Annotated in this window: 15 protein-coding genes; 14 read left to right on the top strand and 1 reads right to left on the bottom strand. The window is 46.9% G+C overall.

Annotation, left to right across the window (positions count from 1 at the left end):
- Positions 1-132: 132 nt before the first annotated feature.
- From urtB to ureG, 12 genes are all read left to right on the top strand, one after another.
- Positions 133-1,761 (top strand): urea ABC transporter permease subunit UrtB, encoded by a 1,629-nt coding sequence (gene urtB, locus AB6E30_RS19025; protein WP_372104878.1) that lies wholly within the window; start codon positions 133-135, stop codon positions 1,759-1,761.
- A gap of 10 nt (positions 1,762-1,771) precedes the next feature.
- Complete coding sequence (gene urtC / locus AB6E30_RS19020; protein WP_017062507.1) at positions 1,772-2,944, top strand: urea ABC transporter permease subunit UrtC; 1,173 nt, start codon at positions 1,772-1,774, stop codon at positions 2,942-2,944.
- Positions 2,941-3,783 (top strand): urea ABC transporter ATP-binding protein UrtD, encoded by an 843-nt coding sequence (gene urtD / locus AB6E30_RS19015; RefSeq protein ID WP_017062506.1) that lies wholly within the window; start codon positions 2,941-2,943, stop codon positions 3,781-3,783. Before urtC ends, urtD begins: the two co-directional genes overlap by 4 nt.
- 1 nt (position 3,784) lies before the next feature.
- Positions 3,785-4,480: an urea ABC transporter ATP-binding subunit UrtE gene (gene urtE / locus AB6E30_RS19010; RefSeq protein WP_017062505.1), complete on the top strand. Its 696-nt coding sequence runs from the start codon at positions 3,785-3,787 to the stop codon at positions 4,478-4,480.
- Positions 4,477-5,424, top strand: coding sequence for an urease accessory protein UreD (locus tag AB6E30_RS19005; RefSeq protein WP_372104876.1), 948 nt, complete (start codon positions 4,477-4,479; stop codon positions 5,422-5,424). The genes urtE and AB6E30_RS19005 overlap by 4 nt, the downstream gene beginning before the upstream one ends.
- Before the next feature lie 133 nt (positions 5,425-5,557).
- Positions 5,558-5,860, top strand: a complete 303-nt coding sequence (gene ureA / locus AB6E30_RS19000; RefSeq protein WP_004735119.1) for an urease subunit gamma — start codon at positions 5,558-5,560, stop codon at positions 5,858-5,860.
- Between the two features lie 11 nt (positions 5,861-5,871).
- On the top strand, positions 5,872-6,207 hold the full coding sequence (locus tag AB6E30_RS18995) for an urease subunit beta (protein ID WP_004735120.1): 336 nt from the start codon (positions 5,872-5,874) through the stop codon (positions 6,205-6,207).
- Positions 6,208-6,246: 39 nt separating this feature from the next.
- Complete coding sequence (gene ureC / locus AB6E30_RS18990) at positions 6,247-7,950, top strand: urease subunit alpha (RefSeq protein WP_372104874.1); 1,704 nt, start codon at positions 6,247-6,249, stop codon at positions 7,948-7,950.
- A 130-nt stretch (positions 7,951-8,080) separates the two neighbouring features.
- Complete coding sequence (gene ureE / locus AB6E30_RS18985) at positions 8,081-8,533, top strand: urease accessory protein UreE (protein ID WP_017062501.1); 453 nt, start codon at positions 8,081-8,083, stop codon at positions 8,531-8,533.
- 235 nt (positions 8,534-8,768) lie between these two features.
- Positions 8,769-9,365, top strand: coding sequence for a HupE/UreJ family protein (locus AB6E30_RS18980; protein ID WP_017062500.1), 597 nt, complete (start codon positions 8,769-8,771; stop codon positions 9,363-9,365).
- 42 nt (positions 9,366-9,407) lie between these two features.
- Complete coding sequence (locus AB6E30_RS18975) at positions 9,408-10,088, top strand: urease accessory protein UreF (protein WP_017062499.1); 681 nt, start codon at positions 9,408-9,410, stop codon at positions 10,086-10,088.
- 46 nt (positions 10,089-10,134) lie between these two features.
- Positions 10,135-10,773: an urease accessory protein UreG gene (ureG, locus tag AB6E30_RS18970; RefSeq protein WP_017062498.1), complete on the top strand. Its 639-nt coding sequence runs from the start codon at positions 10,135-10,137 to the stop codon at positions 10,771-10,773.
- 93 nt (positions 10,774-10,866) lie between these two features.
- Here ureG and xseA read toward each other — a convergent pair whose 3' ends face one another.
- Positions 10,867-12,213 (bottom strand): exodeoxyribonuclease VII large subunit, encoded by a 1,347-nt coding sequence (gene xseA / locus AB6E30_RS18965; RefSeq protein ID WP_065584650.1) that lies wholly within the window; start codon positions 12,211-12,213, stop codon positions 10,867-10,869.
- Between the two features lie 244 nt (positions 12,214-12,457).
- On the opposite strand from xseA, the gene guaB reads away from it, so the two are divergent.
- Entirely contained in the window at positions 12,458-13,921 is a 1,464-nt protein-coding gene (gene guaB, locus AB6E30_RS18960) for an IMP dehydrogenase (RefSeq protein ID WP_017062496.1), read from the top strand.
- Positions 13,922-14,286: 365 nt separating this feature from the next.
- Positions 14,287-15,840, top strand: a complete 1,554-nt coding sequence (gene guaA / locus AB6E30_RS18955; protein ID WP_017059729.1) for a glutamine-hydrolyzing GMP synthase — start codon at positions 14,287-14,289, stop codon at positions 15,838-15,840.
- Positions 15,841-15,960: the final 120 nt, after the last annotated feature.

The following is a 15,960-nucleotide window of genomic DNA, read 5'->3' as shown; positions in this document are numbered from 1 at the left end:
CGGTTTGGGAAGAACGCGTCTGTTTAACGGGCGAAGCGAACGGAAGGCTCATCGTTTCAGGTAACAACCACTATCCACACATCCTCCAAGTAAAAATAACAATATCTAACTTGGTTGGTTAAGGAAGCAGGGATGAAAAACGTATTAAACGTATTTAAAGCGCTGTTGCTCATGGCAGTCAGTGCTCAGTTGGCTTTTGCTGGAATAACGGATGAAGCTAGCTTTACCAAGGCGCTAGTTGGTAAGAAAACATCGGATAAAGAATTAGCTATCGATTGGGTGATTGAGACGCAAACGGAAGATGTGTCGAAAGCTATTTTAGATGGCTGGTTAAACGGAAACCTTTACTACTTCAATGAGAAACAGAGCGAGCAGTACAAACAGCTCTACCTCATTCAAAGTATCAAAACAGCGACGTCAGCTCAGTCAGTATGGGATGATTCAACGCTTAATATCGAGAATGCGAGACAGTTTAAAAAGGTTCGTGTGAATAACAAACTTCGCGGGATATTACGCGGGGAAATAGCCTCGATTGGACTGAACAGCGGCAACCCTGATGTGCGTTATAAGGCGGTTTTGGATTTGTTAGGAACCAAAGGCGCTGACATTATCGAACGACTAACTGAACTCAGAGCCAATGAATCAGATGGCAAAGTAGCTGAGCTAATGGATTTGTCGTTAGCGATTGCCACTTCTCTTAATAACAGTGCCACCATTGAAGATCGTGTGGCTTCAATTGAACGAGTTGACGACTTCAAACACTCGGTCGTTCTGAAAACACTGAACCAACTACTGAACAGTGAGCAAGATCCAAGCATTACCGCTGCAGCAGAACGTGCGATGGATAGCTATCAACAAAGCCAAGCACTCTATTCGGGTGTAGAAACCGTATTCTTCGGTTTGAGTTTAGGCTCGGTATTGGTACTGGCAGGCATTGGCTTAGCGATTACCTTTGGTGTGATGGGCGTTATCAACATGGCTCATGGCGAGCTGATCATGATTGGCGCTTACACCACCTACGTATTGCAGTTGTTGATGCCGAATCATATTGGCCTAGCGCTGATACTTTCCATTCCAGCGGCATTCATTGTTTCTGGCTTAGTGGGCATTGCGATTGAGCGAAGTGTGATTCGTCATCTTTATGGTCGCCCATTGGAAACCTTACTCGCGACCTTTGGTATTAGCTTAATCTTGCAGCAGGCTGTTCGTTCTATTTTCTCTCCTTTGAACCGCTCAGTGAGCACGCCTGAATGGATGTCTGGCGCACTTCAATTGAACCCAATGTTGTCCCTGACTTACAACCGCCTTTACATCATTCTCTTCTGTGGTTTGGTGTTTATGGGCTTATTAATGGTTCTGAAAAAGACACCACTAGGTTTGCAGGTTCGTGCGGTTTCTCAAAACCGTGGCATGGCTCGTGCGATGGGTATTCGTTCAGAGCGAGTTGATGCGATGACCTTCGGTTTAGGCTCTGGCGTTGCGGGTGTTGCAGGCGTGGCACTGTCTCAACTGACCAACGTGGGTCCAAATATGGGGCAGGCATACATCATCGACTCATTCATGGTGGTGGTATTCGGCGGTGTTGGCAACCTATGGGGCACGCTAGTCGCAGGCTTAAGCCTTGGTCTGTTCAATAAAATTTTAGAACCATGGGCTGGTGCGGTTCTCGCCAAGATTCTGGTACTGGTTTTCATCATTCTATTTATTCAAAAACGCCCACGCGGACTCTTCCCGCAACGTGGTCGTGCGGCTGAAGGTTAAGGACAACATCATGCAGTCAAAATCATTTGTACTTTCGGCAATGCGTGGTGACAAAGGTGGCCAACTGACCATCCTTGCCATTCTAGCGGCCGTTATTCTTATCCCACTGGCTAACACCATGTTACCAAGTGGGCACCCGCTCCATGTAGAGACTTTTACTATCTCGCTGATGGGCAAATATCTGAGCTACGCAATGTTGGCGTTGGCGCTCGATCTGGTGTGGGGCTATCTCGGAATCTTGAGCCTTGGCCACGGTGCTTTCTTTGCGCTTGGTGGTTATGCGATGGGCATGTACTTGATGCGTCAGATTGGTGACCGTGGGGTTTATGGTGATCCAGTCTTACCAGATTTCATGGTGTTCCTTGATTGGTCTGCGTTGCCGTGGTTCTGGCAGGGCTTTGACCAGTTCTGGTTTGCTTGCCTGATGGTGGTGCTAGTGCCGGGCGCATTGGCTTACTTGTTCGGTTATTTAGCTTTCCGCTCTCGTGTGTCCGGGGTGTATCTTTCTATCATGACTCAGGCATTAACTTACGCATTGATGCTGGCATTTTTCCGCAACGAAATGGGCTTTGGTGGCAACAACGGACTGACGGATTTCAAAGACATCATCGGTCTGAGTTTGCAGAGTGATGCGGTCAAGATAGGTCTGTTTGTCGCGACTGGTATTGCGCTTATTCTCAGCTACATAGCTTGTCGCATGGTGGTGACCAGTCGATTAGGTCGTGTGGCATTAGCGATTCGTGATACGGAATCACGCACTCGCTTTATGGGCTATGACGTCGATGGCATCAAGCTGTGGGTCTTCGTTCTTTCTGCGGTTATCGCCGGTATTGCCGGGGCTTTATATGTCCCTCAAGTGGGTATTATCAATCCGGGAGAATTTGCTCCTCTTAACTCGATTGAGATTGTGGTTTGGGTAGCCTTAGGCGGTCGTGCCACTCTGTTTGGTGCCATTGTCGGTGCATTGATCATCAACTACGCCAAGAGTTGGTTTACGGTTGAGTTCCCGGAGGTGTGGCTGTTTGCTCTGGGTGGACTATTCGTACTCTCAACCATGTACTTCCCACAAGGTGTGATTGGCTTTGTCAGTGAAAAGTGGCAGCAGCTGCGCAAGGCATCAAATGGGAAAAACCAAGATAAAGATAAGGATGATCAGCACAAGGCCAAGGAGGTGATCGCATGACCACATTTAATAGCGTAAAGGAATCGGTTCAGGCGTTCACTCGTCGAGACGAAGTCTTTGATTACCTCAAACCCGATATTCATCCTGCCATCGATACTCGACATAACGTGCTGTTGTATGTCGAAGGCGTCAACAAAAGCTTCGATGGTTTCCAAGCGATAAACGACCTCAACCTCTACATCAAAGAGGGAGAGCTACGCTGTATCATAGGTCCTAATGGCGCAGGTAAAACCACCATGATGGACATTATCACAGGTAAAACTAAGCCAGACACCGGCGAGGTGTGGTTGGGTTCGAACATCAACTTATTGAAGATGAACGAAGCCGAAATCGCCAATGCAGGCGTTGGGCGTAAATTCCAAAAACCGACCGTGATTGAGTGTTTAACTGTGTGGCAGAACCTTGAATTAGCCATGGCCGGTGACCGCTCAGTGTGGGCGACGTTCACCGCTGTGATGTCTGGTGAACAGAAAGACAAATTGACCTCGGTACTTGAGCTGATTCATTTAAAAGACGAAGCGGCGAATTTGGCAGGTAACCTGTCTCACGGACAAAAGCAGTGGTTAGAGATCGGCATGCTATTGATGCAAAACCCTAAGCTGTTGCTGGTGGATGAACCCGTGGCAGGTATGACTCACCAAGAAATGGATCGCACCTCTGAGTTACTTAACTCACTGGCAGGTAAGCACTCGGTTGTGGTCGTTGAACATGATATGGATTTCGTTCGTTCTATCGCCAGCCATGTCACCGTGCTTCATCAAGGTCATGTGTTGGCTGAAGGCACCATGGATCAAGTGCAGGCTCACCCTGAAGTTAAACAAGTTTATCTCGGAGAATAGGATGCTAGAGGTTAAATCAGTTAATCAATATTACGGTGAGAGCCACACGCTGTGGGATTTGGATATGCAGATCCCAGAAGGTAAATGCACGGTGCTAATGGGGCGAAATGGTGTCGGTAAAACCACCTTACTGCAATGCATTATGGGGTTGGTGAAGGTTGAAAGCGGTGACATCTCCTTATCGGGTGAGTCACTTTTGAAAACCGATGCCGAGGACCGTCCACGCCAAGGGATCGGCTATGTACCGCAAGGTCGCCAGATCTTCCCAATGCTCACTGTTCAAGAAAATCTAGAGGTCGGTTTACCGATTCGTAAAAAGGGTGACCGCAAGATCCCTGAATTCATCTTCGATATTTTCCCAGTGTTAAAAGAGATGCTACATCGTCGCGGTGGTGATTTATCGGGTGGCCAGCAGCAACAGCTAGCGATTGGGCGTGCGCTGGTGGTTAATCCAAAGCTATTGATCTTGGATGAGCCGACGGAGGGTATTCAACCCAATATTGTGCAAGAGATTGGCGACATCATTCGCATGCTCAACGAGAAAATGGGGCTCACGGTTCTGTTGGTTGAACAGAAGCTGCCGTTTGCAAGAAAGGTCGGTGACCGTTTTTGCATTATCGACCGTGGACGCCAAGTGGCAGAAGGTGAAATGACAGGGCTCGATGAGTCCTTGATAAAGGAGTACCTAACCGTATGAATTCTCTCTTTTCTCCGAATGAAGTAAGCAAGGCTTCTTTAGTAGAAGCTTTATCTTTGAATGAGACCATCGAACAAGATATTCGTGATGGTTGGCAAGCGAGTTTAAACCTCACCTTTGTCGATCGAGGTGATAAAACCGTATTAAAGAATCGTCAGCAGTCTGGTCCGCTTGCGGTGCAACGCCCCCTGTATCCTGATGGGGAAACGTGTCACACCTACTTACTCCATCCCCCCGGCGGAGTGGTAGGTGGTGACACTCTCAATATTGAAGCGACCATCGAAAGCGGTGCGCATGCGTTGATCACCACACCCGGTGCGACCAAGTTTTATCGCTCAAACAACAAGTACGCCAAGCAGAAGCAGACCCTACGAGTGAAGAAAGATGCACGCTTGGAATGGATGCCGCAAGAGAACATCTTTTTCCCCAATGCACACGTTCGTTTAGATACTGAAATTCGCCTAGAAAAGGGTGCACAGTTTTGGGGTTGGGAGATGCACTGTTTTGGACGCCCTGCACAGAATGAGGGATTCGAGCATGGTCATCTCGTTGGGAAAACAGAAATCTATCTTGATAATCAAAGGCTTCTGACTGAAGGCTTTAATTTTCATGGTGGCGATAAGTTAATGATAAATATGGGGTTACTTGATTATTCAATGATGGGAACCTTTTATATCACCTCAAATGAGAAGCAAGATCTAGAGTTGGTACAGAGCTTGCTCATATCTATTACACAGCAAGCTTCACAGCAATCAGTTACATCAAAAACGTCGAGTGAACCCACATTAATATTGGGTGCTACTCAGATAGAAGGATTGATTGTGGTGCGAGCCTTGGGTAATTGGAGTGAAGATATCCTCCAAGCCTTTGGTCAGATTTGGCAAGCAACTCGCTCTCATTTATGTGGTACGACTCCTGATTTACCAAGGATTTGGGCGACTTAGCGATTAGCCCTTTTTGTACCTAGGGTGACTTCCGACCCTAGGTACATTTTTTCAAGCTTGCTGTGATTGAATCCCACTTACTGCTCATGTGTTTTTGAGCACTAAGAAAACAACACTAACAGCGGGCGGCTAAATGGAATTAACACCAAGAGAAAAAGATAAGCTACTTATCTTCTGCGCAGGAATGCTGGCACAGCAGCGCAAACAAAAAGGCTTAAAACTCAACTACCCAGAATCTATTGCACTGATCAGCAGTGCCATTCTCGAAGGTGCCCGCGAGGGTAAAACCGTTTCAGAGTTGATGGATTTTGGACGCACACTGCTTACTGTCGATGACGTTATGGAGGGGATCCCTTCGATGATCCCTGATGTACAAGTCGAAGCCACTTTTCCTGATGGCACCAAGCTGGTGACCGTTCATGAACCTATCGTGTAGAGAGAAGTAATATGGCTGGTTCCACAAAACAATATTCAGGATTCGTTCCCGGAAAAGTCGAAACCGCTCCCGGTGACATCACTCTCAATGAAGGCCGCGACACAACGTCCGTTAAGGTTCAAAACATTGGCGATCGTCCTGTTCAAATTGGCTCTCATTACCACTTCTATGAAGCAAACCCTTCGCTGATCTTTGACCGAGAAGCCACTAAAGGTTTTCGACTCAATATTCCTGCGGGTACTGCAACCCGCTTTGAGCCGGGTCAGTCGCGCAGCGTCGAGTTAGTGCGTTACGCCGGTAAGTTAGAGATCTATGGCTTCCAAGGAAAGGTGATGGGCAAGCTCTAAGCGCTCCCACGGAATAATGAAAATAACAAAGGATTGAACATGGCGACGATATCCAGACAGGCTTATGCCGAAATGTTTGGGCCAACAGTCGGTGACCGAGTGCGTCTTGCTGACACTGATTTATGGCTAGAAGTTGAAAAAGATTACACCGTATACGGCGACGAAGTGAAATTCGGCGGCGGCAAAGTTATCCGTGACGGACAAGGGCAAAGCCAACGTCCAAGTGCCGAAACTCCAGATTTGGTGATCACTAACGCGATTGTGTTGGATTACTGGGGCATCGTAAAAGCCGATGTCGCAGTCAAAGATGGTCGAGTTCAGGCATTGGGCAAAGCGGGCAACCCAGATGTTCAACCGGGCGTTGATATTGTGATTGGCCCGGGCACGGAAATTTTAGCAGGCGAAGGTTCAATCTTGACTGCTGGTGGCATTGATTCACACATCCACTTTATTTGCCCACAACAGATTGAAGAAGCACTGGCGTCGGGTGTCACAACCATGATCGGCGGTGGCACTGGACCAAACACAGGTACTAACGCGACCACATGCACACCGGGGCCTTGGAACATGCACCGCATGCTAGAGTCACTCGATCAATTCCCGATGAACTTTGGTTTGTTAGGCAAAGGCAATGCCAGTCAGCCTGAAGCACTGCGTGAGCAAGTAGCGGCAGGCGCGGTGGGTTTGAAGTTACACGAAGACTGGGGAACCACTCCCGCTTCAATCGATACCTGTTTGAGTGTGGCTGACGAGATGGACGTACAAGTTGCGATTCATACCGACACTCTGAATGAATCTGGTTTTGTTGAATCGACACTTGGCGCAATCGGCGACCGCGTGATTCATACCTATCACACCGAAGGTGCGGGCGGTGGTCATGCTCCCGATATTATTCGTGCTGCAGGTGAGCCGAACGTTTTGCCTTCCTCAACCAACCCGACCCGACCTTACACCATCAATACGGTCGATGAGCATTTAGACATGTTGATGGTGTGTCATCACCTTTCACCGTCGATAGCTGAAGATGTCGCGTTCGCTGAATCGCGTATTCGCCGTGAAACCATTGCTGCAGAAGATATTCTTCATGACTTAGGCGCGTTTTCGATGATCGCTTCGGATTCTCAAGCAATGGGGCGCGTAGGCGAGGTGGTAACCCGAACTTGGCAAACTGCACACAAGATGAAAGTGCAGCGTGGCAGCCTAAAAGAAGATTCCGACTACAGCGATAACTTCCGCCTAAGACGCTATGTCGCTAAATACACCATTAACCCTGCGATTACGCACGGTATGGCACATGAGATCGGCTCTATCGAAGCTGGAAAACTGGCGGATCTAGTACTGTGGAAGCCTGCCTTCTTTGGCGTGAAACCAAGCGTGATTTTGAAAGGCGGCATGATCGCCATGGCGCCGATGGGTGACCCAAACGCTTCAATCCCAACACCTCAGCCAGTTCACTATCGCTCGATGTTTGGTAGCTACGGCAAGGCGTGTCAGAACACATCAATGCTGTTTGTCTCTAAAGAAGCCAAGGCGCAGAACATCGACAAGCAATTGGGTCTGCAGAGCTTGATTGGTGTTGTGAGCAACTGCCGAAACATCAGCAAAGCCGACATGAAGCTCAATGATTGGATGCCAAAAATTGAGGTCGACTCTCAGACGTATCAAGTACGCGCCGATGGTGAATTGCTAACTTGTGAGCCTGCTGAAGAACTACCAATGGCACAACGGTATTTTCTATTTTAAGAGCTCGGCTGAAGGCTTTTATTTTAGCGCTGAGCTGAAGGCTCTTGTTCTAGCTCTTAGCTAAGGGCTTTTAGGCTGAAGGCTCCTAATTTAAACGTTATAAATCTCACAAGGAGATTGAGGTAATAGCATGATTGAACTGACTCAACTGAATACTCAAATACAAAATGCACCGGACGGCTACTTAAGCCTGCCGATCGATAGCCGCATTAAGAGCCGTCTTAAGGTGATGCTCGATGACGGGCGCAATGCCGGACTGTTTCTACCACGAGGTCATATCTTGCGTGGTGGCGAACAACTCTCAAGTAAATGCGGTTTAGTCGTAGAAGTGAAAGCGGCACCAGAAACCGTTTCGACTGTTTACTGTGAAGACTTGCTCCTGTTAACGCGAGTGGCGTATCACCTTGGTAACCGTCATGTTCCGCTGCAAGTGGAAGCGGGTTGGGTTCGTTATCAACACGACCATGTTTTAGATGAAATGGTTGAAGGCTTAGGCGCGAAAGTGACCACTGAGAAACAACCGTTTGAACCAGAAGGCGGTGCTTATGGCGGTCGCTCTGGTGGACATCATCACCATCATTAATCGAGTCATTGATGACTCACTAAACGATTTATATAACAACGATATTAATAACAATAATACCAATCACAGTAAGTAAGTGATCAACAATAGCGCAGAAAAAAGGCTTGAGAACAAGGCATAATTTTTCGATAAGTAGTTATTCTACAATCAAAAATTATAACGCAGTTATCGAGCATTTTAGCAAGCTAGGGTGAGCAATTATTTACTACGATTGGTATAAAGCAAGGAACTCGCGATGAACTTTAAAACAGCTGCAGGCTTATGCACTTTCACAATAGCTTCTCTAACAACATCAACGATGGCTTTCGCTCACCCGGGGCACGGTTCGCATTCGGTTCATGAGTCTCACTCATTTATGTCTGGTTTAACTCACCCTGTGACTGGTATGGATCACCTGATCATGTTGATCGCTTTCGGTCTGTTAATTGGCGCACTTTCATTTTCCACCAAGACAAAAGCCGCTCTGATTAGCGGTGGGTTGGTGTCTTTGGTGGTAGGGCTTATCGCAGGCCAAGCCCTAGGCTTCTCTGTGATTGTTGAACCTGCAATCATCGCTTCTCTATTCGTTGTCAGCTTATGTTTATGGCACGTGTTCTCACCATCGACTAAGCGAGTGAACAGTGTATTAGCGGCTTCGATTGGTATGTTGTTTTTCCATGGTTATGCGCATGGCGTTGAAGCGGCAAGTAACCTAACTCAGTTTGCAACTGGTATGAGTATCACAGCTTTGGCTCTGATGGTTATCGGTACATTTGTCGGCCGCGCGGTTTACTCTAAATGGTTGTCAGTCGGCGTGGCTTCAGCAAGCGCACTATTACTGTTAGGCGCATAAGCTCTCGGACTTTTTCGATTCTAGGAAATTGAGGGCACGGTTATGACCACAACAGAAAATGTCGCCATCTATCGCCTGTTTCAATTGATCAGTCCGTCATTGCCGATTGGTGGGTTCACTTACTCGCAGGGTTTAGAGTTAGCGGTTGAAGCGGGTTGGGTGACCGATCGCAACAGCATGGAACAGTGGCTCAACACCATCGTCAACTCCAGTGTCGCGACCTTGGAATTGCCTATATTAGAGCGTCTTTACCACGCTCTAGAAAAGGGTGAACTCGATGAGATTGAGCACTGGTGTAATTACCTGTACTCAAGCCGTGAAACCAGTGAATTGCGAGCGGAAGAGAAACAGCGTGGGCAAGCATTGAATACTTTGTTGAAGCGCTTAGATATCGATATTTCACTGGTGGACTCTGTTGATAGTCACCCAAACCAATTGTTGGGCATGTGTATGGCGGCTCAGCATTGGGGCATTGATTTAGAAAGCCTCAAGCAAGGTTACTTATGGAGCTGGCTTGAAAATATCGTTACCGCAGGCGTGAAACTGGTGCCTTTAGGTCAAACCGACGGGCAGTTGGCATTGATTAATATCACCAACACCTTTCCTGAGGTGATCGAAAAGGCCCACGCGATAGAAGATTGGATGGTAGGCAGTTTTTCGCCATCAATGGCATTAGCAAGTTCACTGCACGAAACACAATACACACGACTATTTCGTTCGTAGCGGTCAGCTCGAACGGTATAGTAAAAAGAATATAAGGAAGTAGACAATGGAAAGTTATAAGCAACCACTTCGAATTGGTATTGGCGGCCCGGTAGGGTCTGGTAAAACAGCGCTATTAGAAGTGCTTTGTAAAGCGATTCGCGACAAGCTCAATATCGCAGTGGTAACCAACGACATCTACACTCAAGAAGATGCCAAGATACTTACGCGAGCAGAGGCTCTAGAACCAGATCGTATTATTGGTGTTGAAACGGGTGGCTGTCCGCACACGGCGATCCGTGAAGATGCGTCGATGAACTTAGCTGCGGTAGAAGAGCTTGCCAAGCTGCATAAGAACCTCGATGTGGTATTCGTCGAAAGTGGCGGTGATAACTTGAGTGCGACGTTCAGCCCTGAATTAGCCGATCTTACCATCTACGTGATTGATGTAGCGGAAGGGGAGAAGATCCCACGTAAAGGCGGACCGGGTATTACGCGTTCTGATCTGCTGGTTATCAATAAGATCGATTTAGCACCATATGTGGGTGCGTCACTTGAGGTGATGGAGCAAGACACACAACGCATGCGTCCAACCAAGCCATACGTGTTCACCAACCTCAAAGAGAGCCAAGGGCTAGACTTCATCATCAACTTTATTGTGACTGAAGGGATGCTAACCATGAAGGAGCCTTCTACTACTGAGTAGGGTTGGAATAGGTTAGTTTTTTGAAAGCGTTAGATACTAAAAAGCCCTGTCGATTATCGATAGGGCTTTCTGGTTTGAAACGTTAGGTCGAACTTAAAGCTCGCTCTTAGTCACTCTTGTGGTCACTTGCGACTCAATCACACCGTCTTCAACTTGAGTGGTGATCACTTCACCGACTTCGACATCGTTAATCGATGATACCGTCTTGCTCGATTCTGAATGAGTAATGCTGTAGCCACGCTTTAGGGTTGCCAGTGGACTAACGGTCTCTAACTTCTCTGCAGCCATAGCGAGCTGGTGGCGAGTGGTTAGTAATGTCTTGTCCATTGCATCCAATAGCTTTTGCTCTGAACGTTGCAGATGCAGTTTCTGTTCGCCAAGGCGTTTCACTGGCGAGTTCAATTGAAGCTGGTGCTGTTTACGTTCAACACGCTGTGCATGCTGTTTTAGGTATTGAGTCATACCACGACGCAAACGCATATCTAGGTCATCAAGCTGCTGACTCTGCTTTTGAAGTTGGTAGCTAGGGTGTTGCTTCTCTAAGCGGTATTTCAACGTTTGAGTTGATTGCGCCTGTTTGATTAACACATGACGAATCGCACTGACTAAGCGAGCACGTTTAGACGCGAAAGCTTGTTCTTTATGACTGTTATCACGGCTAACCAATTCTGCGGCAGCTGATGGCGTTGGGGCACGCATATCGGCAACGAAATCAGCGATAGTGACATCCACTTCGTGGCCAACGGCGCTGATAATCGGGATTTGGCTTGCTGCGATTGTGCGAGCTACGATCTCGTTATTGAAGCACCATAGGTCTTCCAGTGAACCGCCACCACGGCCGACGATTAACACATCACATTCATTGCGTTCGTTAGCGCGTCCAATCGCTTGGGCAATCTGAATCGCCGCCTCTTCGCCTTGAACCATGGTCGGGTAAACCACAACCGGTAGCGAAGGATCGCGCCTTTTTAGTACATCAAGAATATCAAACAGCGCTGCACCGGTTTTAGATGTGATAACGCCAACACGTTTTGGGTGTTCAGGAAGAGCTTGCTTACTTGATTGAGCAAACAGTCCTTCTGCGGCAAGGTTCATCTTCAGCTTTTCAAATTCTTGCTGAAGTTTACCGTCACCCTCTGGCTGCATGCTTTCGATGATCAGTTGGTAGTCACCGCGTGGCTCGTAAAGAGATAGGCGAGCTTTGACTAAAACTTGATTGCCGTTCTGAGGCTTAAAGGTCACACGGCGGTTATTGCCACGAAACATGGCGCATTTAACTTGAGCGCGAGAGTCTTTTAGCGTGAGGTACCAGTGACCAGAGACAGGTGCAGAGAAGTTTGAGATTTCACCAACGAGCCAGACTATTCCCATTTCGTTTTCTAATAGGAGACGAACCTCTGAGTTGAGGCGAGAAACAGTAAAGATGTTTGGATTAGTCATAGAAGCACTATCTTTCCTTGAAGGAAGGTCTTTCTTGGAATCTCACAGGGCGTGAGTATGGAAGATAGCGGCAATATAATACATAGCAAGGGGGTAAATGCAAATTAAAAATACAAAAATGTGTAGCCAAGCGATTTCGCCGTGCGTATAATCCGTCTGCAATATCAAATCCAAATCACTTTATTATGCGAAACGATAAAGTTGGGTTTACTCCTTTTAACACCTTTGTTGTGAGATATTGCAAATGCTACGAATCGCAAAAGAAGCTTTAACTTTTGATGACGTTTTACTCGTCCCAGCACACTCAACCGTTCTTCCGAACACAGCTGATCTTCGCACTCAGTTAACGAAAAACATTTCTTTAAACATCCCAATGATCTCTGCATCGATGGATACTGTTACGGAAGCACGCCTAGCAATTGCCCTTGCGCAAGAAGGTGGTATTGGCTTTATTCATAAGAATATGTCAATCGAGCAGCAAGCTGAAATGGTTCGCCAGGTTAAAATTTACGAAGCTGGTGTGGTTTCTCACCCAGTAACTGTAAGCCCTGACGCGACAATCGCTGATGTTGTAGCCCTTACCCAAAAACACGGCTTTGCCGGTTTCCCTGTTGTTACTGAAACAAACGAACTTGTTGGTATTATTACTGGCCGTGACGTTCGCTTTGTTACTGACCTTTCTAAGAAAGTTGATGTAGTAATGACACCTAAAGCTCGCCTTGCTTCTGTTAAAGAAGGTGCAACTCGTGAAGAAGTTCAAGAGAAAATGCACGAAGCGCGTGTTGAAAAAGTTCTTGTTGTAAATGATGACTTCCAACTGACTGGAATGATCACTGCAAAAGATTTCCACAAAGCAGAACGTAAACCAAACGCATGTAAAGATGAGCGCGGCAGCCTACGTGTAGGTGCAGCTGTTGGTGCTGGTGCTGGTAACGAAGAGCGTGTTGCTGCTCTAGTTGAAGCTGGCGTAGACGTTCTACTTATCGACTCTTCACACGGTCACTCTGAAGGCGTACTTAACCGTATCCGCGAAACTCGCGCTGCATACCCTGATCTACAAATCATCGGTGGTAACGTAGCAACTGGCGCTGGCGCTCGTGCTCTTATCGAAGCGGGTGTTAGTGCGGTTAAAGTAGGTATCGGCCCGGGTTCAATCTGTACGACTCGTATCGTTACTGGTGTTGGTGTTCCTCAAGTAACAGCAATCGCAGACGCAGCTGAAGTAGCTAACGAATACGGTATTCCAGTAATCGCAGATGGCGGTATCCGCTTCTCTGGCGATATCTGTAAAGCTATCGTTGCTGGCGCATCTTGTGTGATGGTTGGTTCAATGTTCGCGGGTACTGAAGAAGCACCGGGTGAAGTTATTCTTTACAACGGTCGTTCTTACAAGTCTTACCGTGGTATGGGTTCTCTTGGCGCTATGTCTCAAGGTTCTTCTGACCGTTACTTCCAATCTGACAACGCTGCAGACAAGCTTGTTCCAGAAGGTATTGAAGGTCGTATCGCATACAAAGGTCGTCTAAAAGAGATCGTTCACCAACAGATGGGCGGTCTACGCTCAAGCATGGGCCTAACGGGTTCTGCAACTGTTGAAGATATGCGTACTAAAGCTGAGTTTGTTCGTATCTCTGGTGCGGGCATGAAAGAATCTCACGTACACGATGTTCAAATCACGAAAGAAGCACCTAACTACCGTTTAGGTTAATAATACGTCCAAACGTTTGAATAATGTGCTGATTTAGTCGGCACATTAATATACCAATCGTAGTAAATAACTGGTCATCCTAGCTTGTTAAAAACCTCGATAACTTCGTTAGAATTTTTGATTGTAGAATAACTACTTATCAGAAAATCCTGCCTCGTTCTCAGGCTTTTTTCCTACGCTATTCCTGAACACTTACTTACTGTGATTGGTATTATATCTACCGCCTGTTTTGTTAAAAGTCCGATTGTCTCAAAACACGTGGTTAAAGATATCTAACGAAAACGTTTGCTTTATTTCTTGAAGAGTTAATCAGAGGTGAGTAAACTCACCTCCGTTTTATCACATAGCCAATAAGACTGCTTACAATGACTAAAAATATTCATGACCAACGTATTCTAATTCTGGACTTCGGTTCTCAATACACACAGCTAGTAGCTCGTCGTATTCGTGAGATCGGTGTTTACTGTGAACTTTGGAGCTGGGACGTAGAAGAAGCGGATATTCGTGAATTCAATCCAGACGGTATCATCCTATCTGGTGGCCCTGAAAGTGTAACGGAAGAGAACTCTCCACGTGCACCTCAGTACGTATTTGATTCAGGTGTTCCTGTATTCGGTATCTGCTACGGCATGCAAACTATGGCTGAGCAACTTGGCGGTAAAGTAGCAACGTCTACTGAACGCGAGTTCGGCTACGCTGCTGTACAAGTAACTGGTGAATCTGCACTTTTCGCTGACCTTGAGTCTACTCAAGATGTTTGGATGAGCCACGGCGACAAAGTAGTTGAGATTCCAGCTGATTTCACAAAGATCGCTGAAACAGACACTTGCCCATACGCTGCAATGGCAAACGAAGAGAAGAAGTACTTCGGTGTTCAATTCCACCCAGAAGTAACACACACTAAAAACGGCCTGAAAATGCTTGAGAACTTCGTTCTTAACGTATGTGGTTGTGAAGGTCTGTGGACTTCAGCTTCAATCATTGAAGATGCAGTTGCACGTATTAAAGAACAAGTAGGTGACGACGAAGTTATCCTTGGTCTTTCTGGTGGTGTTGATTCATCTGTAGTTGCGATGCTTGCTCACCGCGCTATCGGCGACAAACTAACATGTGTATTTGTTGATAACGGCCTTCTTCGTCTAAACGAAGCTGAGCAAGTTATGGATATGTTTGGTGACCAGTTCGGCCTAAACATCATCAAAGTCGATGCAGAAGATCGTTTCCTTAAAGCTCTGGAAGGCGAAGCTGAACCAGAAGCTAAGCGTAAAATCATCGGTCACGTATTCGTAGATATCTTCGATGAAGAGTCTAAGAAACTATCTAATGCTAAATGGCTTGCTCAGGGTACTATCTACCCAGACGTAATCGAGTCTGCAGCATCTAAGACAGGTAAAGCACACGTAATCAAATCTCACCACAACGTTGGTGGCCTTCCTGATGATATGGAAATGGGTCTTGTTGAACCTCTACGTGAGCTGTTTAAAGATGAAGTACGTAAGATCGGCCTTGAGCTTGGTCTTCCATACAACATGCTTTACCGCCACCCATTCCCGGGTCCTGGTCTAGGTGTTCGTGTTCTTGGCGAAATCAAGAAAGAGTACTGTGATCTACTGCGTCGCGCAGATGCTATTTTCATTGAAGAGCTTCACGCTGCTGACCTTTACCACAAAGTATCTCAAGCATTCACGGTATTCCTACCAGTACGTTCAGTTGGCGTAATGGGCGATGGCCGTAAGTACGATTGGGTTGTATCTCTACGTGCCGTAGAAACTATCGACTTCATGACTGCTCACTGGGCACACCTACCATACGACTTCCTAGGTAAGGTTTCTAACCGTATTATCAACGAAGTTAACGGCATTTCACGTGTTGTTTACGATATTTCTGGTAAGCCACCAGCAACTATCGAGTGGGAATAATCTCTTAGAGATTTAACCAGCTTTGATTAAGATCTTAAGCCTCGAACTCAGTTCGGGGCTTTTTTCTTGTGCGCCGAGCATGGCGTTGATCTAGGAGGTGAAAGTCCTCTACGGGCTCAG

The sequence above is a fragment of the Vibrio sp. 10N.247.311.12 genome, from assembly GCF_041467515.1.
Lineage (GTDB): Bacteria > Pseudomonadota > Gammaproteobacteria > Enterobacterales > Vibrionaceae > Vibrio > Vibrio crassostreae_C.
The sequence above is the reverse complement of the archived record's forward strand: the minus strand, read 5'-3'. Positions and strand labels throughout refer to the sequence as shown.

What these genes read in the sequence shown, in the direction of transcription:
- urtB (WP_372104878.1), top strand. Translation starts at nt 133, where the DNA reads ATGAAAAACGTATTAAACGTATTTAAAGCGCTGTTGCTCATGGCAGTC.
- urtC (WP_017062507.1), top strand. Translation starts at nt 1,772, where the DNA reads ATGCAGTCAAAATCATTTGTACTTTCGGCAATGCGTGGTGACAAAGGT.
- urtD (WP_017062506.1), top strand. Translation starts at nt 2,941, where the DNA reads ATGACCACATTTAATAGCGTAAAGGAATCGGTTCAGGCGTTCACTCGT.
- urtE (WP_017062505.1), top strand. Translation starts at nt 3,785, where the DNA reads ATGCTAGAGGTTAAATCAGTTAATCAATATTACGGTGAGAGCCACACG.
- AB6E30_RS19005 (WP_372104876.1), top strand. Translation starts at nt 4,477, where the DNA reads ATGAATTCTCTCTTTTCTCCGAATGAAGTAAGCAAGGCTTCTTTAGTA.
- ureA (WP_004735119.1), top strand. Translation starts at nt 5,558, where the DNA reads ATGGAATTAACACCAAGAGAAAAAGATAAGCTACTTATCTTCTGCGCA.
- AB6E30_RS18995 (WP_004735120.1), top strand. Translation starts at nt 5,872, where the DNA reads ATGGCTGGTTCCACAAAACAATATTCAGGATTCGTTCCCGGAAAAGTC.
- ureC (WP_372104874.1), top strand. Translation starts at nt 6,247, where the DNA reads ATGGCGACGATATCCAGACAGGCTTATGCCGAAATGTTTGGGCCAACA.
- ureE (WP_017062501.1), top strand. Translation starts at nt 8,081, where the DNA reads ATGATTGAACTGACTCAACTGAATACTCAAATACAAAATGCACCGGAC.
- AB6E30_RS18980 (WP_017062500.1), top strand. Translation starts at nt 8,769, where the DNA reads ATGAACTTTAAAACAGCTGCAGGCTTATGCACTTTCACAATAGCTTCT.
- AB6E30_RS18975 (WP_017062499.1), top strand. Translation starts at nt 9,408, where the DNA reads ATGACCACAACAGAAAATGTCGCCATCTATCGCCTGTTTCAATTGATC.
- ureG (WP_017062498.1), top strand. Translation starts at nt 10,135, where the DNA reads ATGGAAAGTTATAAGCAACCACTTCGAATTGGTATTGGCGGCCCGGTA.
- xseA (WP_065584650.1), bottom strand. Translation starts at nt 12,213, where the DNA reads ATGACTAATCCAAACATCTTTACTGTTTCTCGCCTCAACTCAGAGGTT.
- guaB (WP_017062496.1), top strand. Translation starts at nt 12,458, where the DNA reads ATGCTACGAATCGCAAAAGAAGCTTTAACTTTTGATGACGTTTTACTC.
- guaA (WP_017059729.1), top strand. Translation starts at nt 14,287, where the DNA reads ATGACTAAAAATATTCATGACCAACGTATTCTAATTCTGGACTTCGGT.